At 40.9% G+C, this 19,930-nt stretch carries 16 protein-coding genes and 3 tRNA genes; 15 read left to right on the top strand and 4 right to left on the bottom strand.

Annotated features, from left to right (window positions below; all coding sequences use genetic code 11):
- Positions 1-8: 8 nt before the first annotated feature.
- From QQK00_RS08110 to QQK00_RS08095, 4 genes are all read right to left on the bottom strand, one after another.
- On the bottom strand, positions 9-785 hold the full coding sequence (locus QQK00_RS08110) for an ABC transporter permease (protein ID WP_284216970.1): 777 nt from the start codon (positions 783-785) through the stop codon (positions 9-11).
- Positions 782-1,753 carry an ABC transporter ATP-binding protein gene (locus QQK00_RS08105; protein ID WP_284216969.1) on the bottom strand — a complete coding sequence of 324 codons (972 nt, stop codon included), beginning with the start codon at positions 1,751-1,753 and terminating at the stop codon, positions 782-784. Before QQK00_RS08105 ends, QQK00_RS08110 begins: the two co-directional genes overlap by 4 nt.
- Before the next feature lie 202 nt (positions 1,754-1,955).
- Complete coding sequence (locus tag QQK00_RS08100) at positions 1,956-4,028, bottom strand: M13 family metallopeptidase (protein ID WP_284216968.1); 2,073 nt, start codon at positions 4,026-4,028, stop codon at positions 1,956-1,958.
- 79 nt (positions 4,029-4,107) lie between these two features.
- A complete protein-coding gene (locus QQK00_RS08095; protein ID WP_284216967.1) occupies positions 4,108-5,325 on the bottom strand; it encodes a GNAT family N-acetyltransferase in 1,218 nt (405 codons plus the stop codon).
- 101 nt (positions 5,326-5,426) lie between these two features.
- Between QQK00_RS08095 and QQK00_RS08090 the strand changes: the two genes are divergently transcribed.
- From QQK00_RS08090 to QQK00_RS08020, 15 genes are all read left to right on the top strand, one after another.
- Complete coding sequence (locus QQK00_RS08090) at positions 5,427-5,885, top strand: regulatory protein RecX (protein ID WP_284216966.1); 459 nt, start codon at positions 5,427-5,429, stop codon at positions 5,883-5,885.
- Between the two features lie 129 nt (positions 5,886-6,014).
- On the top strand, positions 6,015-8,612 hold the full coding sequence (alaS, locus tag QQK00_RS08085) for an alanine--tRNA ligase (protein ID WP_284216965.1): 2,598 nt from the start codon (positions 6,015-6,017) through the stop codon (positions 8,610-8,612).
- Positions 8,613-8,787: 175 nt separating this feature from the next.
- Entirely contained in the window at positions 8,788-8,976 is a 189-nt protein-coding gene (gene csrA / locus QQK00_RS08080; RefSeq protein ID WP_284216964.1) for a carbon storage regulator CsrA, read from the top strand.
- A 179-nt stretch (positions 8,977-9,155) separates the two neighbouring features.
- Positions 9,156-9,248 (top strand) — tRNA-Ser (locus QQK00_RS08075).
- An 88-nt stretch (positions 9,249-9,336) separates the two neighbouring features.
- Positions 9,337-9,413, top strand: a tRNA-Arg gene (locus QQK00_RS08070).
- 143 nt (positions 9,414-9,556) lie between these two features.
- Positions 9,557-9,633: transfer RNA gene (locus QQK00_RS08065), tRNA-Arg, on the top strand.
- Between the two features lie 126 nt (positions 9,634-9,759).
- Complete coding sequence (locus QQK00_RS08060; RefSeq protein ID WP_284216963.1) at positions 9,760-10,308, top strand: hypothetical protein; 549 nt, start codon at positions 9,760-9,762, stop codon at positions 10,306-10,308.
- 159 nt (positions 10,309-10,467) lie between these two features.
- On the top strand, positions 10,468-10,716 hold the full coding sequence (locus QQK00_RS08055) for an OadG family protein (protein ID WP_284216962.1): 249 nt from the start codon (positions 10,468-10,470) through the stop codon (positions 10,714-10,716).
- Positions 10,717-10,725: 9 nt separating this feature from the next.
- Positions 10,726-12,528: a sodium-extruding oxaloacetate decarboxylase subunit alpha gene (oadA, locus tag QQK00_RS08050; RefSeq protein ID WP_284216961.1), complete on the top strand. Its 1,803-nt coding sequence runs from the start codon at positions 10,726-10,728 to the stop codon at positions 12,526-12,528.
- A gap of 5 nt (positions 12,529-12,533) precedes the next feature.
- Positions 12,534-13,667 carry a sodium ion-translocating decarboxylase subunit beta gene (locus QQK00_RS08045; protein WP_284216960.1) on the top strand — a complete coding sequence of 378 codons (1,134 nt, stop codon included), beginning with the start codon at positions 12,534-12,536 and terminating at the stop codon, positions 13,665-13,667.
- Positions 13,668-13,765: 98 nt separating this feature from the next.
- Positions 13,766-16,762, top strand: a complete 2,997-nt coding sequence (locus QQK00_RS08040; RefSeq protein ID WP_284216959.1) for a hypothetical protein — start codon at positions 13,766-13,768, stop codon at positions 16,760-16,762.
- A gap of 69 nt (positions 16,763-16,831) precedes the next feature.
- Positions 16,832-17,782: an SPOR domain-containing protein gene (locus QQK00_RS08035; RefSeq protein ID WP_284216958.1), complete on the top strand. Its 951-nt coding sequence runs from the start codon at positions 16,832-16,834 to the stop codon at positions 17,780-17,782.
- 5 nt (positions 17,783-17,787) lie between these two features.
- Positions 17,788-18,264 carry a DUF4402 domain-containing protein gene (locus QQK00_RS08030; RefSeq protein ID WP_284216957.1) on the top strand — a complete coding sequence of 159 codons (477 nt, stop codon included), beginning with the start codon at positions 17,788-17,790 and terminating at the stop codon, positions 18,262-18,264.
- Positions 18,265-18,280: 16 nt separating this feature from the next.
- On the top strand, positions 18,281-19,093 hold the full coding sequence (locus tag QQK00_RS08025; protein ID WP_284216956.1) for a fimbrial biogenesis chaperone: 813 nt from the start codon (positions 18,281-18,283) through the stop codon (positions 19,091-19,093).
- 147 nt (positions 19,094-19,240) lie between these two features.
- Entirely contained in the window at positions 19,241-19,852 is a 612-nt protein-coding gene (locus tag QQK00_RS08020) for a DUF4402 domain-containing protein (protein WP_284216955.1), read from the top strand.
- The last annotated feature ends 78 nt before the right edge of the window (positions 19,853-19,930 follow it).

Raw genomic sequence — 19,930 nt, 5'->3', positions numbered from 1 at the left:
GTCTATCCTTAGCGAGAGTCGCTAGCTTTATATGCGCGCGATGCGAATACGGTGAAAATTACAGTGTATGCCAATAGTGCCAGAATATGAATCCACCAGGCGATACCGGTATCCATGCCTTGAACTTTAAGCACTAACTGCGCAAAATGAAACGGTGGTAAGAATGCTGCGAATTGCTGCAAGAATTCAGGAAACTGAGTGACAGGTATCCATAAGCCAGACAAGAATGACATGGGGAGGTAAATCAGGTTAACCACGGCGGCTGCAGCTTGCGCTTTCACTTTTAAACCTATTGAAAGCCCGATAGCGCAGAACGGCAATACGCCAACCATCAAGATTGCAAAGCTAGCTAACCATTGTGTCAAGCTCAGTTCTACATTACCCAATGTAAGGGCAACGGAGAAGAGTATTGTCATGATAATGATAGCAAAGCTTAATGCGGTTACAACCTTAGCAAAAAAGTATGCCAAAATTGGCATCGGGCTTATTTGTTTTATAGCAAGCATTCCTCGATCTTTTTCAACCGCGACCGCCGCGCCAAATGAAAACAATGCTGGCCCCATAACGCCAAACACTCCGTAAGTAGCCAGTAAATAAGCAGACACTTGAGTATTTGTATTCATCGCAAAAATAACACCAAAGAACAGGTAGAACATGACTGGGAAAAGCACGCTCGGCAATACAAAACCTGGGGTGCGAAATGTTTTTAACAATTCTGTTTTAGCTTCAATGACAAATAAAGCAAATAGTTGACTATTACTCAGCTTGTTAACGCTTGTGTTCATGCCACGTTCTCCTTCGCTACTGCTTTGTTGCTCATCTGTTCATTCATTGCTAACACCGCATCCTCAAACTTGCTTGGTTCGACTAATAAATTGTGCAATGGTACTTTTTGCGCAAACAAGCGCGCTAATAGTACTTCAGGCGTTTGTGAGGTACATTCGACCTTACCGGCCTGAATGTTTATGTCACAGGCTTCGATGTTTGTATCGTTAGTATGAACGTCACTAGAACCAAGGGAATCAAAAAACGCCACTATTGTTTGTTTAGGTGCTGAAGTGTGAAAACTCACTTTTTTACCCGTCATATTGTTTTTTATTTCTGTTGGCGTTCCTTGCCAAATCAGGTTCCCTTGATTTAAGAGTAATATTCGATCGGATAGTGCTTCCGCTTCTTCTAGATAATGCGTTGTCAGGATAATACTTGCACCTTGGTGTTTAATGTTTTCAATGCATTGCCAAAACTCCTTGCGAGCACTCGTGTCTAAACCCACGGTGGGTTCATCTAAAAAAACAATGTCAGGATTGCCACAAATGGCTAGTGCGAAGAACACTCGTTGTTTCTGGCCTCCAGAGAGCTTGTTCATGCGTTTTTCTTCGATGCCTTTTAACATTGCGATATTGAGCAAGTCTTCCAATGAGCGAGCGTGCGGATAATAGTGGCGAAAAAGATTGAGTTGCTCTTTTACTGTAACATTGTCGGGTAGATTGGCGTCTTGCAATATAGTACCAATACGCACCTTTGCGGCTTGACTACCCGGTTGTTCACCAAATATCTTTATACTGCCTGTATTTACTTGGCACCTGCCTAAAATGGTATTGATGAGTGTGCTTTTACCTGCGCCATTTTCGCCAAGGAGGGATACGACTTCTCCTTTCTTTATTTTTAAAGACAACTGATTGATTGCTACGACGTCGTCATAATTAACAGACACTTTATCAATATCAATAAATATTGTTTGCGATAACTGCATGGTATGGGATATTCCAAGGTTGCTAATGGATGAAATAAGTTTGCAGCATTTGATAGCCTTGCACATGTGCGCATTGTCACAAATATGCGATGACATTTGTCATAAATGAGTATGAAGAATATGTGTTTTACGGAAAAACTGAGAAGCCACTAAATCAGAATGTTTAGTGGCTTGAACAAGGAGTATGTTGAGTAAATGAACTCTACCAAATGCGGACTCTATCCTCTGGAGCCAAATACAAAGCATCACCTTCTTTTACGTCAAAGGCATCATACCACGCGTCGTGATTACGTGGTGCAAGGGCTCTAAACTTGCCTGGTGAATGTGTGCCAGCCTTAAGTTGGTTCAGCATACTTTCTTCCGTCCGTTGCTCTCGCCATACTTGTGCCCACGCTAAAAAGAAGCGTTGGTCACCTGTTATACCATCAATCACCGGCGCCTCATTACCATCTAAACTTAATTTGTATGCATGATACGCCATCGCTAAACCGCCGACATCGCCAATGTTTTCACCCAAACTATTCGCGCCATTTACAAAATTACCTTCGATAGGTTCATACGCACTATATTGCTTAACCAGTTGCTGCGTTTTTACTTCAAATGCCGTTCGGTCAGCCTCACTCCACCAATTCTGTTGAATCCCTTTGGCATCTGATTTGGAGCCTTGATCATCAAACCCATGTCCCATCTCGTGTCCAATAACCGCACCAATCGCGCCATAGTTGACCGCAGGGTCTGCATTTGGGTCAAAGAACGGCGGTTGTAAAATTGCCGCAGGAAACACAATCTCGTTAAATGATGGATTGTAATAGGCGTTTACAGTTTGCGGCGTCATAAACCAATCTTTCTTGTTGGTTGGTCTCAATTCATCTTCAACCGCTTTTGCTCTAAAAAACTTGCGTAGCGCGTGAATATTGCCAAGTAAATCGTCTTTACTTAATGACAAACTATCAAAACTCTCCCACTCATCTGGATAGCCTATTTTGGGGTTAAATGCCTTTAACTTTTCAAGCGCATTCACTTTGGTATCGTCGCCCATCCAGTCTAAGTTAGCGATCCGTTCACCGAGTGCCGTCCGCAAGTTTTCAACCAACTCACTCATTTGCGCTTTTGACGACGCCGGAAAGTATTTGTCTACATAAACCTGACCAATGGCAAACCCTAGTGATGTTGTGGCCGACATTGCGGATACTGCGCGTTTCCAGCGAGGTCTAGGCGCCTGTTGCCCTACTAAGGTTTTGCCGTAAAATGCAAAGTTTGCGTTAAAAATATCTTCGGATAACAAATTAGCATTACCAACAATTAGGTGATAAATGAGATAGTCTTTCCATGTGTCGATTGGACTGTCGTTAATTAAGCGGATGACTTGTTGAACGGGTTCTGGGTGGCTCATATTCAATTGCGGGGCTTTAAAGCCACCAGGTTTAAAGAACGCATCCCAATCAAAACGGGGGTAGCGATCAGATAACTCGGAACGTTCGACGGGGTTAAGCGTTAAATCTCTGTTTCTACGTTTTTCTCTAGGCCATTGTATTTCAGCAATTTGTTTTTCCAGTTCGAAAATGGCTTGTGCTTTTTCTTCGGTATTGTCTATGCCCGCAAACGTTAGCATGGTCGATATGTTTTCGATGTAAGACGTGCGGATATTCTCAAATCGCTCGCCGTCAGTTAAATAGTATGAACGGTCAGGTAGTCCCAAACCGCCAACACCGACAGACAACTGATATTCGTTAGGGTCTAGTCGATTAAAAGCTAACCCGGCAGTAATGGGTGAGTTGGTGTTTGTTAGCCAAACGTTTCCAAAGGCAGCACTTAAATCTTGCGTATTTTCGATATTTGCAATCTCGTCTAGCATCGATTTAAGCGGCCTAATGCCTTTTTCATTTAGGCTTTCGGTGTCCATGTAAGCACTATAAAATTTATCGATGAGTGCTTGTTCTTTCGTTTTATTTTCAATTTTTACTACGTCGTCAATAATGTCTTTTACGCGCTCTTCACTTCGCTCTCTTAACCCATCAAATGCGCCAAATCGTGTTTTGTCGGCAGGCATTTCGAAGTTGTCATACCAAGTACCACTGGCATATCTAAAAAAGTCATCACCCGGTTTAACGTTTACGTCGCGAGCGCTTAAATCAACACCGAAGCTACCAAGTTCTGCGGCTTGCTTCGGCGCAGGTTCCATCGTCTTTGTATCGTTTGTTGTTGTTTCAGGTTGTGAGCAGGCTGCAAGCGTAAAGACACTTGCAACAGCTACTGCAAAGAGTTGTTTTTTCATGTTTCTTCCATCGTTTATTGGTTTTTATTATATCGTAAACAGTTATACGTACAGCACTCCATGTTGAGTATATACCCTATTACTTTTCAGCTCTAAATGGCAATAAAGATTTAGTGTTTTCTAAGTACTCAAGCATATGAGGGCGCTCCCTACGTACAAAATCGCCGACAGCTTCATCAAATTGTACATGCTGTATTTTATGCATTGAATGGCATAATGTTGGTGTAAAACCTCGTAATATTTTGTGCTCGCCTTGGGTGCCGGGGTTAAATATTTTATGCTGGCGTTCTATCGCAAATTCTATTCCTTGATAATAGCAACATTCAAAATGCAATCCAGAGACATCTTCTAACGCGCCCCAATATCGTCCAAAGAGTGAATTGTCGTCGTAAAAGAATAGGGCGCTTGCAATCATGGTGGTATTTTTAAAAGCAGCGACGATGAGAATGTTTTCAGCAAATTCTTTTAACAGTTGGCTAAAAAATGCTTCCGTCAAATATCCATGATGTCCAGAGCGTTTGATATAAGTGACTTGGTAACATTTATAAAAATCCGCCATTATTTGCGAATTAATGTCTCCGGAAGACAATCGCTTAATGGTAATATCTTGTCTTGTTAAGGCCTTACGTTCCTTGTTTATCGTTTTACGTTTCCGCGATTTTAATGCGGTTAAAAAATCATCGAATGATTGATAGCCACTATTATAAAACACAAATTGTACATTTAGTCGTTCATGAAACTGCAACTGCTCGAGGGTATCTCTACTATTCTGCGTTAAAAACAGTGCATGAACAGACGAGTATTTTTTAATGATTGATTGGTTGTGCTGCCACCAGTGAGCAACTATTTCACTTTCAGTGAGTTGACTATCTTGACTTACGAGGACCTTGCTCGTACTAACGGGGGTGAATGGAATAGCACACAGCAGCTTTGGATAATAGGATATACCATGTTGATGAAATGCATTGGCCCATGCATGATCAAAGACGTACTCACCGTAACTGTGGGATTTTTGATAACACGGAATAAAAGCAATCAACTTACCGTTTGGCATATTTGACTCGATGCTACCACCATTACTATCGGCATAGCTGCTCTCAGAATGTTCGTATAAACAGAAATGATGTGGCACCCACCCTGTATCATTACCAACGCTAGCACTTTGCTCTAACAGGCTTAAGAATTTTAGGGTTGAAAAGGGCGAAGCATTATCAATCGGTCTTAAGTCCTCAGCACTTTTTACAAGTGTTGTTGCTTCATTCAGTACACACCAACTATAATTTATCATCTCATCCATTGAATATACTCATCGAAGCACTACAGTAACAATCACATTGACCGGTATTGTATTATACAAATTACAATTAAAAAGAGATTCATAGAAAAGAGATTTTAATCGTGTTAACACAAGAGGAATTCGCAAAAAAAGCGCGGCATAAGTTGACGTATTTGTTGTCACGCCGAGAGTATTCACAAAAAGAATTACTTCAGAAGTTAGTGAGTGATGATATTCCTGTTGATATTGCAAGTGATGTACTCGCTCAATTTAGTGAAAAGAATTTACAGTCAGACTTACGATTTGCAGAAAGTGTCGTAAATAGTGCTTACAATAAAGGGAAGGGGCCGTTGCACATTCAGCATAAGTTGCAGGCCAACGATATAGAATATGCGTTAGTAAGCAGTCAAATAAGAGACGACAACTTTGATTGGTTCTCTCTAGCGTTAAAAGTCAGATGTAAACGCTTTGGTAACGAGATACCAAACGATTGGAAAGTGCTTCAAAAACAAAAGCGCTTTTTAGCGCAAAGAGGGTTTGAAGCAGCGCACATAGAGGCTGCATTTTCATCGTTAGAATAGTTGTAAATGCTTATCGCTGAGCAAAAGGCATGATTTGCCCTTATAAGCACTTAAAATGTACTCAGCATCATGCTATCGTTGCGCGGTTTATCATCTATACATTATTAATTAATTTTCATAGGAAGTTACATGACACGTTCTACCGCTGACATTAGAAGTGCCTTTTTTAAGTTTTTTCAGGCCAATCAGCATCAAGCTGTGCAAAGTTCATCGCTTGTACCTCACGACGATCCTACCTTGTTGTTCACTAACGCAGGCATGAATCAGTTTAAAGACGTGTTTTTGGGTGCAGATAAGCGTGATTATTCGCGCGCCGTATCTTCACAGCGTTGTGTTAGAGCTGGTGGAAAACACAACGATCTTGAAAATGTTGGTTATACCGCTAGGCACCATACTTTTTTTGAAATGTTAGGTAACTTTAGTTTTGGTGACTATTTTAAAGAAGATGCCATTAAATTTGCGTGGTCATTTTTAACTGAAGAATTGGCGCTTAATAAAGATAAGTTGCTAGTAACGATATACCATACAGACAATGATGCCTTTGATATATGGCACAAAATAATTGGTCTGCCTGAAGAGAAAATTATTCGTATAGATACCTCGGATAACTTTTGGTCCATGGGCGACACAGGTCCTTGTGGCCCATGTTCTGAAATATTTTATGACCATGGTGAGCATATTTGGGGAGGCCCGCCAGGTTCTCCGGAAGAAGACGGTGATCGTTTTATTGAAATATGGAACTTGGTCTTCATGCAATTTAATCGTCAAGCAGACGGCGAAATGTTGCCATTACCTAAACCGTCTATCGACACTGGTATGGGGTTGGAGCGGATTTCAGCAATTTTACAAAACGTCCACAGTAACTATGAAATAGACCTTTTTCAAAGCTTAATTAAAAGCGCAGCTAATATTTTGTCGACAAGTGACCTCGACAATAAGAGTCTACGTGTGATTGCAGACCATATTCGTTCGTGTAGCTTTTTGATTGCTGATGGCGTGATGCCGTCAAATGAAGGGCGTGGGTATGTGTTACGCCGCATTATTCGCAGGGCAGTTCGTCACGGCTATATGCTTGGCTGTGAAGATATTTTCTTTTACAAACTTGTGTCTACATTAGCTGATGAAATGGGCAACGCTTATCCTGAGTTAGTTGAACAAAAAGCCCTAATAGAAAAAGTACTCAAGTTAGAAGAAGAGCAGTTTTCTAATACCTTGTCACGTGGTATGGGGATGTTAACGGATGCTTTGAAAGGATTGGAGGGAAAGAAAATCCCTGGCGATGTAGCATTCAAGTTATATGATACTTATGGTTTTCCTGTCGATTTAACGAATGATGTTGCTAGAGAGCATGGGTTTGAAGTAGATCAGGACGGCTTTGAAGTCGCGATGCAAAAACAACGCGAAATGGCGCAGGCAGCTGGTAAGTTTGGTGCTGATTATAACAAGGTAATTAAAACAGAGGTAGAAACAGCATTTATCGGGTATACCGCGGTTACCGGCGAAGACAAGGTTGCACAAATTGTTGTCGACGGTGCAAGCGTGGATAGTGTGAAAGATGCTGAAGCCATAATTATTTTGGCGAACACCCCATTTTATGCTGAATCAGGTGGTCAGGTAGGCGATACTGGCGAGTTAGTCAGCGCGAGCGGAACAGCGACGGTGTTTGACACGCAAAAAGTGGGAAAGGCATTTGTACATAAGGCAAAAATAACGGGTGTTATTTATGTTGGTGATGAAGTCAAGGGCAGTGTTGACGGCAAAAGGCGCGATGCTATTAAGTTAAATCACACTGCTACTCACTTACTGCATGCTGCACTAAGGAAGTTACTCGGGGAGCATGTCACGCAAAAAGGTTCCTTGGTAGATGAAGAGAAACTCAGGTTCGATTTTTCTCACTTTGAAAGTATCAGTAGTCAACAGCTAACCATGATTGAAAACTTAGTGAATGCACAAATTCGCGCTAATCATGCGCTTGACACTCAGTTAATGGATTTAGAGGCAGCAAAGGCCTCTGGCGCAATGGCCTTGTTCGGTGAAAAGTACGATGACGACGTTCGCGTAGTAAAAATGGGAGACTTTTCCACGGAGCTTTGTGGCGGTACGCATGTAGAAAGAACAGGTGATATCGGTGTATTTAAAATTGTCTCTGAAGCGGGAATTTCGGCAGGTGTGCGCAGAGTCGAAGCAATTACAGGTGAAGCTGCATTAGACTTTATTCGTCAAGACAGCGATTTGCTATATTCAGCGGCAAGTTTGTTAAAGTCTGACAAGAAGTCGCTGGTAAACAAGTTACAACAGCAAATACAAAATACTAAGTTGCTTGAGAAAGAATTAAATACGCTTAAGCAGCAAATGGCTGGGCAGAAATCCAAAGGCTTACTTGATAATATTGTAGAGATTAAAGGTGTGAAGCTTTTGGTTGCTGAACTAGAGGGTGTTGAGTCAAAATCGTTACGCGCAATGTTAGATGATTTAAAAAATCAAATCGGCAGTGGCGTCATTGCCTTGGGCTTAAAAAATGGCGATAAGGTGAATTTGATAACGGGCGTTACAAAAGATTTGACCGCGAATGTAAAAGCTGGCGCTTTAGTCAATCATCTAGCTGCTCAGGTGGGTGGAAAAGGGGGCGGGCGACCAGATATGGCGCAAGCCGGTGGAAGTCAACCGGAAAACCTTGCTAAGGCCTTACATTCAGTTAATGATTGGCTTGAAAGTTGCTTAGACTAAAGTAGTAGTAATCGAGCGCACTATTTTTGACGTTTTTGCGTATAACAACATAGAAATATAGATTGTTAGCGTATTTCGTGGTTAAAACACGCACAATATATTATAGTTATGTTACAAGGTAGAGATGGCCGCCGCACATACACGACAAAAGGCCAACATTTAAAAGGAGCTATGAATGCTTATTTTGACTCGCAGAGTAGGTGAAACACTGATGGTTGGGGACAATGTTACGGTAACAGTCCTTGGCGTGAAAGGTAATCAAGTTCGGATTGGCGTAAACGCACCGAAAGATGTTTCTGTTCATCGAGAAGAAATATACATGCGAATTCAGGCTGAAAAAGGCAACGTTCAGTCCGCTAGTTAGTTTGTTGAAACAGAAAGAAACTCAGTGAATTCACTGAGTTTTTTGTTTTATGGCATTTGTAAAACTAAAATTTGCATGTTTCTATTCGGCAGTTGTTCAAAAAAATATCAAACAAATAAATCTCACTAAAAAACCATTGACTTACTCTTATGATTCAGTAAACTTGCGCTCCACATTTAGGAGAGGTGGGTGAGTGGCTGAAACCAGTCCCCTGCTAAGGGACCGTACAGTTTATAGCTGTACCGAGGGTTCGAATCCCTCCCTCTCCGCCATTTATTTGGGGAAACAATTTGCACCTTAAATCTGCAAATTGTGGATTAAGAGTTAACACTCTTAGAAATACGTTTAAGTTGTCACAGCGCGTGCGTAGCTCAGCTGGATAGAGTACCTGGCTACGAACCAGGCGGTCGGAGGTTCGAATCCTTCCGCACGCGCCAACTTAATACTGAGATGTAATAAAAAGATTTAAAAGTTTACAGCGCATGCGTAGCTCATTGCTGCACAACGCGCTAGAATAGAGACCTGAATACGAACCATACGGTCTCTGAGGTGTGAATCCTCAACATGGCAAGTTTACAGCGCGTGCGTAGCTCAGCTGGATAGAGTACCTGGCTACGAACCAGGCGGTCGGAGGTTCGAATCCTTCCGCACGCGCCACTTATAAGAAACCACCCAATTGGGTGGTTTTTTTGTTCTAAAGATTAGCCTTTAGTTTATTGTTTCGTCTTCGATAACCTTTTTGCAGTACCTTTAAACCTTTCCAACTACAAAAAGGAAATCAATATGAAGTTTCTAATTTTATGTGCGTTACTATTAGCCACATCTTTATCGTATGCATCTCAAACTCTAACGGCTAATATGGGATCTTGTTATGAACATGAGAGTCAATATTCGACGGGTGAAGTGAAAGAGTCCGATAGATATACTCGAAATGGATTTACTGTTCTTAGCGATGTTAATAGCTCACTTAAATTTTCATGTTTCGTTACTATGTTTGCTGATAAATTCATAGAAGAGATAAAGTTAGACTTTGCAATGGATTCAGCTGCCAAAGCAGCTAGCGTAAGTCTTGCACAGAATGACCCAAATTTGTTGAATTATGCTCCGAAGTGTAAATTGATAGTGCACTACAATCCAGGCGGCAATGATTTTATTGACCTAATTCCTAGTAAAAGCGTGCCGTGGGGTCATTACAATCGCTTGCTAGTAACAAACCCATCTATGCAAAATAACGGGAACGGCAAGCTTAGTTCAGGCGTGTTAGAATGTAATACTGGATATTATACAGATGAAACTCGTATTTATGGATTAAGAATCAAATACGCTGATTAAAATCATATTCCTTGAATTGACCCAGTATGAATTACTGGGTTTTTATGCGCAGTATGTGCGTAATAATGCATAAAATCCTATCTTTTTATTGTGTTTGCAACTCCTTCATGCTATTTAACGTGTCACTTTTTTGACACTATAATCAGTAAAGGATTTAACATGGCTGAACAACTCACAGAAGCGGCATTATTGCTGGGTGTTGGGATGGCGGTAGTATTTGCCTTCCTAGTGCTTTTAATTGGCGGTATTCAAGTGATAGCAGCTTATGTTAGAGCATTTCCTGGTGAAAGCGCAGAGCAAAATAATACTACAAATACGCCAGCTTCACCTTCGACGACAGAATTACGTCCTGACCTAGTGGCCGCGATAAGCGCTGCAGTTCACGCCCATCGACACACAAACAAGTAGGGAATATCTATGTCAAATCCATTGAAGTTAACGGAACTTGTGCTTCGTGATGCCCATCAATCTATTTTAGCAACTCGTCTGCGTTTAGAAGACATGCTGCCAATTGCCAAACGCTTAGACGAAGTTGGTTATTGGTCAGTGGAATCATGGGGCGGCGCAACGTTCGACGCCTGCATTCGTTATTTAGGCGAAGATCCTTGGGAGCGTATTCGTGCACTCAAAGCGGCAATGCCCAATACCAAGCAACAAATGTTATTACGTGGCCAAAATTTATTAGGTTATCGTCATTATGCTGACGACGTGGTTGAAAAATTTGTTGAACGCGCTCACGTAAACGGTGTTGATGTATTCCGTATTTTCGACGCAATGAACGATGTACGTAATTTAGAAACAGCAATTGCAAGCACTGTAAAAGTTGGCGCGCACGCCCAAGGTACGTTGGCTTACACGATTAGCCCCGTACATTCATTGTCATTTTGGCTCGATATGGCGAAAAAGCTTGAAGACATGGGTGTTCATTCCATTTGTATTAAAGACATGGCCGGTTTGCTTAAACCCTATGCCTGTGAAGAGCTGGTGACGGAACTTAAAAATACGGTAAACGTGCCGATTGCTATGCAATGTCATGCAACAACTGGTTTAAGCACAGCAACCTACCAAAAGGCAATTGATGCTGGTATAGATATGCTAGACAGTGCCATATCACCTATGTCGATGACCTATGGTCACAGCGCAACCGAAACCTTGGTGTCGATTGTCGAAGGCACAGCGCGCGATACTGGGATTGATTTAGAAGGCCTTGAAGATATTGCCACTTATTTTAGAGATATTCGTATCAAATATGCGGCGTTTGAAGGTAGCTTAAAAGGCGTTGACGCAAGAATATTAACGGCGCAAGTACCAGGTGGTATGTTAACCAACATGGAAAGCCAATTAAAAGAGCAAGGTGCCGCCGACAAATTTGACCAAGTATTAAAAGAAATTCCGCGTGTACGTGAAGACCTTGGTTTTATTCCCTTAGTGACACCTACATCTCAAATCGTTGGTACGCAATCGGTGATTAATGTGTTAACAGGTGAGCGCTACAAATCTATATCAAAAGAAACCGCAGGCGTATTGCGCGGCGAATATGGCGCCACAGCTGCACCAGTTAACGCTGAGTTGCAGGCGCGCGTCCTTGAAGGCAAAGAGCCAATAACTTGCCGCCCTGCTGATAACATTAAGCCAGAACTCGCTGAGTTAGAACAAACGCTAGACACTTTAACGCGAGAAAAGTCATTGCGCATTGCAGACAGTAAAATTGATGATGTACTGACCTACGCATTGTTTCCGCAAATCGGCCTTAAGTTTATTGAAAATCGCGACAATCCAAGTGCCTTTGAACCCGCACCGGGTTTAGCCGATAGCGAAATTGACGCAAATGCAATGTCGCCAATAGCTGGCGAGCCGGCCAGTTATGACATTCGTGTAGAAGACAAAGTATACCGTGTTGAAGTAGCTGGCAGTGGTGAAATCGCCTCTATCCAACCTGCCACAGGTGCGCTAAGTGTTCAAAATAATACCGCTGCGCCAGCGTCATCAGTCGCACCGGCGGCAAACGCGCAACCAGTCAATGCGCCGCTGGCGGGTAATATTTTTAAAGTGATGGTATCGCCTGGGCAGCAAATCAACGAAGGCGATGTTATACTTATTCTTGAAGCCATGAAAATGGAAACCGAAGTGCGCAGTACTTTATCAGGTGCAGTACAGCAGCTTTCTGTGAAAGAAGGCGATGCGGTGCAGTCTGGCCAATTGCTAATGACGATAGGGTAGTACGCATGGAAAAGTTAATGGTTTTGTGGGAAAGCACGTCTATTCCCCATTTTGAACCCGGCCAGCTCATCATGATGGCTGTTGGTTTAATTTTGTTGTACTTGGCGATAGTCAAAAAATTTGAACCACTATTATTATTGCCAATTGGTTTTGGTGCCTTGTTAACTAATATTCCACTTGCAGGCTTTTCAGAAGTAGGTGGTTTATTGTACTTCCTGTATAAAGCGGGTATTGCGGAAACACCCTTATTTCCTTTACTCATTTTTATGGGCGTAGGAGCGATGACGGACTTTGGCGCGCTTATCGCTAATCCGCGCATGTTGTTGTTGGGTGCGGCTGCGCAATTTGGTATTTTCGCGACCTTGTTTGGCGCTATTTTACTAAATGGTTTGCCTGGGTTTAATTTTACCTTACAAGATGCATCTGCCATCGCGATCATTGGCGGGGCTGACGGCCCTACGGCAATATTTCTTGCCTCTAAGTTAGCGCCTGAGCTACTCGGTGCTATTGCTGTTGCCGCATATTCATATATGGCATTGGTACCAATCATTCAACCGCCTATTATGAAAGCTCTCACTACGCCAGAAGAGCGTAAGATTGAGATGAAACAGCTACGTGTAGTGTCAAAGCGGGAAAAAATTATCTTTCCTATCGCAGTGATCATTTTAACCATGCTATTCCTACCTGCCGCTACGCCGTTAGTGGGCATGTTTTGTTTTGGTAATCTATTAAAAGAAAGTGGTGTAGTAGACAGATTAAGCGATACTGTACAAAACTCACTGATTAACACTGTGACTATTTTCTTAGGTTTAGCCGTGGGTTCAAAATTGTCGTCTGAAGCATTTTTGACGGTTGAAACCCTTGGAATTTTGGCACTTGGCGCAGTGGCGTTTTCAATTGGCACGGCTGCTGGTGTCATCATGGCAAAAGTCTTGAATAGATTTAGCACCGAAAACATTAATCCACTCATAGGCGCTGCTGGCGTATCTGCGGTGCCTATGGCAGCCCGTGTCGTAAATAAAGTGGGTCTTGAGGCAAATCCGCATAACTTCCTCCTTATGCATGCCATGGGGCCAAATGTTGCCGGTGTACTAGGTTCAGCAGTTGCCGCTGGCATCTTGTTGGCGCTGGTTGGCTAAGCAAATACTCTTTTTCATTGAGTTAATCAAGCATGTAACTTTGGAATACATCTTGCTCTAACAACATTTGATTAATCTGTTGTAAGAGCAAGGTGTCGATGAAAGCAAATAACAAAATAGCCATTAGTAAGCCGATTTACTTGGCGCTTATATGTCTATTTGTCCTAAATGTTAATGCTCAAACAGCTGTATCTGAAATAAGTAATACTCCAATTGCCCAGCCTGCTATTCGATATGACGACGGAGAGGAGCTGCTTTTTTCGCTCATTGTAAATGGGTATATGCTCGGAGAACTATACTCTGTTGTACATGATTCGGACTATTTCATAAGTTTCGACGATTTTTTAAATGCGTCAAATTTCAGTATTTCTAAAGAAAAATTTGAAGACCGGTTAGTTTATTCTGGCTGGCGACTCAACGATAACGACCATTTTAAAGTTGAATTTTTAGCTAGCCCTGAAGAATTGAGTGCTTTTAGTGAGGATGCTATCGCAATTATTTCGGAGTCTGCGGCTAAATACGGCCTGGATAGCACTGATGTATATTTTTTTGGTGAAGATTTATTCATCCGACAAAATAAGTTGGGTGAATTTTTTAAGTCAAAAGTTACAATAGATGAGGAAAAGCTACATATTGAGTTTGCTACGAAAGATATGTGGCCTTTTGAAGCTTCAATTAAGCGAAAAAACAAAAAGCTTTATAAAAGAGGAGCAACTCAAGCTGCTTCAGAGCCTCACTATGATTTCGGATATTTTTTAAAGTCTGACCAAACAATTGATGTAGTTGCAGGGATGAATGCAAGACAGCTCGGAAAAGAAAATGAGGATTTTAATGGATTTTATAGTGCATTAGGGCGTCAAGATATTCTGGGGCTATCCGCCAGGTTTTACTTTTCAGGTAATAGCAATGATGCGTTGAATTCCGGCAATTTAGACTTCTCAAAGTTTTGGCTTGGAGAGGACACAGGACTACTTGGCATTCGACAATTGAGTTTTGGTGATATTAGAGCTGTTCGAACTGGGACACAGTCTAGCTCACTAAATAGAGGTTTATCATTAAGTAACGAGAGTTTGAACCGACAAATTGACCAGCAGTTTTTCAATATTGAAGGGCAAGTGCAAAATGGCTGGGATATAGAGCTTTACCAAAATGATGTCCTCATAAAGCAAAAGTTTGGGACTATTGATGGCAAATATGAGTTCTTGGATATTCCTTTAAATATCGGGTTAAATGAGTTTGAGGTCGTTAAGTATGGCCCTCAAGGTCAAATTGAGCGAGAAAGCGTCTCTAAATTCGTGGATCGACAGTTTGGCCAAAAATTTGAGCCTTTATATTCGGTTTCATTAACGCAAAACAATTCGTCCTTACTAGGTGTTCAAAAACCAAGTTCTAACATAGATGATAATTGGTTATTCTCTGGGCGCTATGGGGTTAACATTAACAACAATACTCAATTGATTGCTAGTCACGCGATTAATCTGGGGAATGAAGCCAATAATCTATATGGGTTAGGATTGTCTTCTCGAGCGACAGATCGATTGTTTTTAAACGCTGCTTTAAAATATGAACAGAATAGCTCACAATCAATAAACCTCAGCGCACGCACTTTTGCTATTGGGCAGAGCATAAATTCTTCGGTGACATATATAGAGAGTTTACTAGACGAATCAAAAGGAGAAGCCTTTCTTAATACAAGCTTCAGCCTGTCAGGGCAGCTTGCTAACATAAAAAACGTAAAACTCTATCAACAATCTGAAGTGTTATATATCGAGGATTTTTCTGATACATCTGAATTAACTATTATCAACAGAGTATCCGCTAATTTACCGTCATTCTCGGTTAACCACTCTGTCAATTATCAAAAAGTAAAAAATAAGATTCGTAACGAAGTAAAAGAGTTCATAACTGGTAATTTGGGAGTGGTTAAATCGTTCGGCAATGTATTTACACGGTCGGGCCTTGTCTATAAAGAGAGCGATGGGTTTGAGTTAGACTCAGCCTTTTTATCATTGGATTGGCGGATAATTGACAAATTGTCTTTCAGGAATGAGTTTAACCATAACTTTGACGCCGATTTGACACAATATTCATTTAGTGCTGATTGGCAGACTAAGTTATACGCACTAAATGCGAAGTTAACTCATTCCGAACTTAGTGGTACTTCTATAAGCCTTAGCGCTAGGATGAGCTTATCTGAAGCGCCAACTGAATTTGGTTATATTCAAAATCGGCATTCGCTAACTAACAGAGGTGTTGCGCTTGTTCGAGTTTTCCATGATCGTAACAATAATGGAGTCTATGATGCTCACGATAAACCGATAAAGGGAGCAAAAGTTGAAGCGCCTCAATCCAGAAGGCATGCCATGACCGATGCAATAGGTATTGCGCAATTGGATAGCCTTAGAAATTTTGAAGCTACCGATTTACTCTTGGATAGTGAGTCGCTGAGTAATCCGTATTTAGTTCATTCGACATTAAAAACATCAATAACGCCGCGTCCAGGGTTAGTAATGTTAGTCAACTATCCTCTTGTAGAAGGCGCGGAAGTTGATGGGCAAGTAAAATACTTAGATGAATATGCAAGGACTAAATATATGTCGAATGCGCCTATTCATATTAAGGATAGTAGCAATAACGTGATCTCAACGATTAAAACGGGTTTTGACGGATACTTTTATTATTCAGGACTTGTACCTCACCGCTATACATTAGAGGTGGATAAGCAGTATTTGGAGAAATTTGAGTTAGAGCAATTAGAAACTATCAGTGTCAATATTCATGAGCAAGCTCAAATAGAGTCCGACATTCAAATAACGCTCTCTAAGAAGAATAAATCCATACATTATGTTGCACGAGTTGGTGAGTTTAATACACCGTCCCTTTTAACATCTTACTATCGATTGTTGTTAGCAAATGATCACCTACCTGTGGACTACGATGAAACACCATTCAAATTTACCTTGTCTTCAGGAAAGTACTCTCTGGGGTTAGTTGTTTCAAATACTCAGTTTGAGGCAGATGCATTTTGCCTCAAAATGGGCGGTCAATGTACAGTGGAAACGGTAGAAAAGTTTTTGAGTGTTAATGGTTCGTAATTTGCTTATAGCTTTCATAGATGAATTGTGTGCCAAAAAATTGATGTACGAATAAGTCAGAGAATTATTATGAAAACCGCAAAATCGAAAATTTGTTTTATCGTGTTTTTAGTCATTACTTTGTTAAAAGGTTGTTTACTTACTGATGACTACAAAGATAACCAAGTTGAAAATTATGAGTTCGAAAAAATTAAGGAAAGAATTGAGAACCTTGACGAACAATATACCAACCTTGATATTCAAAAGAATGTGAAAGAATTTGAGCAGCTAAAACCTGGATTGAGACGCTTAATCAAACTAGAGAGTGATTTAATGTATTTGACGGAATCACTCAAGCAAAAAAATAGCTCGATTAGTGATTCTTTAGATTCTTCTCGAAAAAGTGAAAGTGGTGATTTACCAAGTTTCGAGGATTTAGTTAAAAAAGAGAGTTCAACCTTCTCGAGCGAGCTTGTATTCCAGAAAAGTGCAGAATCACAAAAACTAGATTTACAAGCTGGTCAGTCGGGTGTTAGTGAGGGTAAGTTTGCTACTAAAAAGGTAGGCTCAGTTGCTGTAGGGGCAGCACCAAAAATAATGGATGTTTTGCAAAATAAAAAGGGGGTAGCATCGAACGAGGAAATAGATCGCAAATTTTCTGATATGAGCATTAGTAAACGACATACGAAAAGTTTAATGGTAACAAAAGAAAGCAGCGCTAGAAACAATACTTATCTAAATAATAGTCAGGATGAATGCGAAGCTCATAATAGCGTTGATGGAAAATACTCTTTGCATTTAGCTTCATATAAGAACAAAGCTTCCGCTAGGGCAGGTTGGGAAAAATTACAATATAAACATGCTGCAACAGTTTGTAATTTGATTCCTAAACTAGAAAACGTAAGCGTAAACGGAGTCAAATATTTAAGTTTACGTGCAGGCCCTCTAAATGACAAATCTAAGGTTGATAAACTCTGTAATTTAATACGTGCAACAGGAGATTACTGTGCAAGTGCTGTCTTTACCGGCAGTAATTTATAATTGTTATGCGAATTTTAACGCCAGCCAATATAATAGGAATATACTTCACTGCTGCTTATATTTTTCCAGCTTATTCCCAAACAATCGAACAAACTAGAGAAATTTCGTTTGGTACAATCTCTGTGACTGATAATTCAGCGCAGCATCAGATATTGATTGATCAGAATGGCAACATAGCTGTCGACGACGAATTTTTAGTGATTGATCCTCCGTTGCATGGGGTATATAGAATATCTGGATACCCTGCCAACGTTAGGCTGTTTTTATCTTCTGCGATTATTCAACCTCAGACGCAATCAACGCAGTTTTCACCTGAGCAGTTTACACTAATTTCAATAAACATAGTCCCCAGTATACGGGTGGATAGTCTCGGAGAAGCTGACATCATCGTAGGTGGGACAATCCAAACTTCTGGCTCTGGCAATCTCATTTTTGGGGACACCGATTATAGTAGTCGTTTTTCAATTACTGTAAATTTTTAAATGATAAGGAAAAAAAATGAAGTGGTATATTATTTTGTGTGTTAGTTGTGTATTTACCTCTATCAATGCAAATGCAAGCTTATTGATCGCACCTACTAGAATTAATTTTGATAGCAACGACAGAGTAAAAGAAGTGTTATTAGTTAATAATGGAAATCAACCGCGTACATACAGAATTTCATGGACAGAGAAAAAAGCGCTAGCTCAAGGTGGATATGAAGAAATTGTAGATGAATCTAATGAAGTCAACGCATTGAGCCCTTTCATGCGATTCTCGCCTCGGCAAGTAAGACTTGCGCCCGGGGAAAGACAAACAATAAAGTTACAACTAAGGAAAAAGTCAAATATGTCAGCGTCCGAGTATCGTTCGCATTTGGTTTTTTCAGCGTTACCCATTGGAGATGATGGCGAAAATTCTGGCGATGGAATAAGGCTCAGAGCGCAAGTGATGATAAATTACAGTATCCCTGTCCTTTTTCATCCTCGAAAAGGAAACGTCAGCATATCACTAGCCAACTATGGCTTTGTATCCCGTCACGACAATGGAGTTGATCTTGCATTAACGCTGAAGAGAAGTGGCGACATATCTAGTTTTGGAAGAATAGAAATTTATAATGGAGTACGAGAGAAACAAACCCAAGTTGGTATACTAAATAACGTACACGTATATCAGGAATTAGATCAAGCATTTTTAAAGGTGAGAATTCCCAACAAAGATGCTTTAGATTTATCTCAACCATTGAACGTAGTCTATCATGGCGAAAAAGAACACTTCGGAGATATTTTCTTTGAAGAGTTTTTAAACAACAACTTGACAAAAATAAATTAAAAAAAACATTAAGTTTTCAATTGTAGCGTCGATAAACTGTTTGTAGGTAGAAAACCTATCGGGTCTCGAGAGAGACTGGGCAGAGTTGTCGCGAGTATTCTTGCGTACTGTGTCATTGATTTAATTTAAAGCAAACGGAGAATATCCATGTTCAAACGCAATCAATTGTATGTATCACTTTTTGCGACTTCTATGTTACTAGGTTCAGTGTCAGTGATGGCGCAAGAAACCGCACCAGGTGATGCTACTGTAACTGTTCAAAACACCTTTGATATCGCTCAAGTGTCTGGCATTGACTTTGGTACTGTAAGGGCCACTGTGGACTCAGACGCTACAGATGACGCGGGTTCAGTTCACGTATCTACATTACCGTTAGATACACAAGGTGCTCACGGTACAATTACCACCGCAGGTGGTGCTACGACTACGTCGTCAATCACTGTGTTGGCCACAGGCGCGGCAGGTGAATTCGCGATTACAAATGCTGCACCTTTCACTGCAATCAATATTACGGCTCCTGCAGCATTTGACCTAGTCAACGGCAGCGGCTCACCAACGACAGCTGTTTTTGGAGTTGGGACGTTTACATTTAGGGAAACTGGTGCTGTTGCTGATGGCACGGCGGTAACAACAGATATAAATGGTGAAATCAATTTCACTATGGGGGCTAGTTTATCTACAGATGATAACGCTGCAACTCGTACAAACTATATCGATGGTGCTTATACTGGAACTTTTACCCTTCAAGTAGCCTACTAATCCGCATTTAAACGTTTAAATGCGTTTGTAACGACGTCATTCAAAAGCCAGCATAAGCTGGCTTTTTTACGTTAAACA

It is taken from the genome of Agaribacter marinus (genome assembly GCF_030160655.1).
GTDB classification, from domain to species: Bacteria; Pseudomonadota; Gammaproteobacteria; order Enterobacterales; family Alteromonadaceae; genus Glaciecola; species Glaciecola marina.
This window is presented reverse-complemented; position numbering and strand designations above follow the sequence as displayed.

Excerpts from the sequence above, each read along its gene's own strand:
- QQK00_RS08020 (WP_284216955.1), top strand. The coding sequence starts at position 19,241 with ATGTTCAAACGCAATCAATTGTATGTATCACTTTTTGCGACTTCTATG.
- QQK00_RS08045 (WP_284216960.1), top strand. The coding sequence starts at position 12,534 with ATGGAAAAGTTAATGGTTTTGTGGGAAAGCACGTCTATTCCCCATTTT.
- QQK00_RS08110 (WP_284216970.1), bottom strand. The coding sequence starts at position 785 with ATGAACACAAGCGTTAACAAGCTGAGTAATAGTCAACTATTTGCTTTA.
- QQK00_RS08035 (WP_284216958.1), top strand. The coding sequence starts at position 16,832 with ATGAAAACCGCAAAATCGAAAATTTGTTTTATCGTGTTTTTAGTCATT.
- QQK00_RS08030 (WP_284216957.1), top strand. The coding sequence starts at position 17,788 with ATGCGAATTTTAACGCCAGCCAATATAATAGGAATATACTTCACTGCT.
- QQK00_RS08095 (WP_284216967.1), bottom strand. The coding sequence starts at position 5,325 with ATGGATGAGATGATAAATTATAGTTGGTGTGTACTGAATGAAGCAACA.
- QQK00_RS08040 (WP_284216959.1), top strand. The coding sequence starts at position 13,766 with ATGAAAGCAAATAACAAAATAGCCATTAGTAAGCCGATTTACTTGGCG.
- QQK00_RS08055 (WP_284216962.1), top strand. The coding sequence starts at position 10,468 with ATGGCTGAACAACTCACAGAAGCGGCATTATTGCTGGGTGTTGGGATG.
- QQK00_RS08025 (WP_284216956.1), top strand. The coding sequence starts at position 18,281 with ATGAAGTGGTATATTATTTTGTGTGTTAGTTGTGTATTTACCTCTATC.
- oadA (WP_284216961.1), top strand. The coding sequence starts at position 10,726 with ATGTCAAATCCATTGAAGTTAACGGAACTTGTGCTTCGTGATGCCCAT.
- QQK00_RS08105 (WP_284216969.1), bottom strand. The coding sequence starts at position 1,753 with ATGCAGTTATCGCAAACAATATTTATTGATATTGATAAAGTGTCTGTT.
- alaS (WP_284216965.1), top strand. The coding sequence starts at position 6,015 with ATGACACGTTCTACCGCTGACATTAGAAGTGCCTTTTTTAAGTTTTTT.
- QQK00_RS08060 (WP_284216963.1), top strand. The coding sequence starts at position 9,760 with ATGAAGTTTCTAATTTTATGTGCGTTACTATTAGCCACATCTTTATCG.
- csrA (WP_284216964.1), top strand. The coding sequence starts at position 8,788 with ATGCTTATTTTGACTCGCAGAGTAGGTGAAACACTGATGGTTGGGGAC.
- QQK00_RS08100 (WP_284216968.1), bottom strand. The coding sequence starts at position 4,028 with ATGAAAAAACAACTCTTTGCAGTAGCTGTTGCAAGTGTCTTTACGCTT.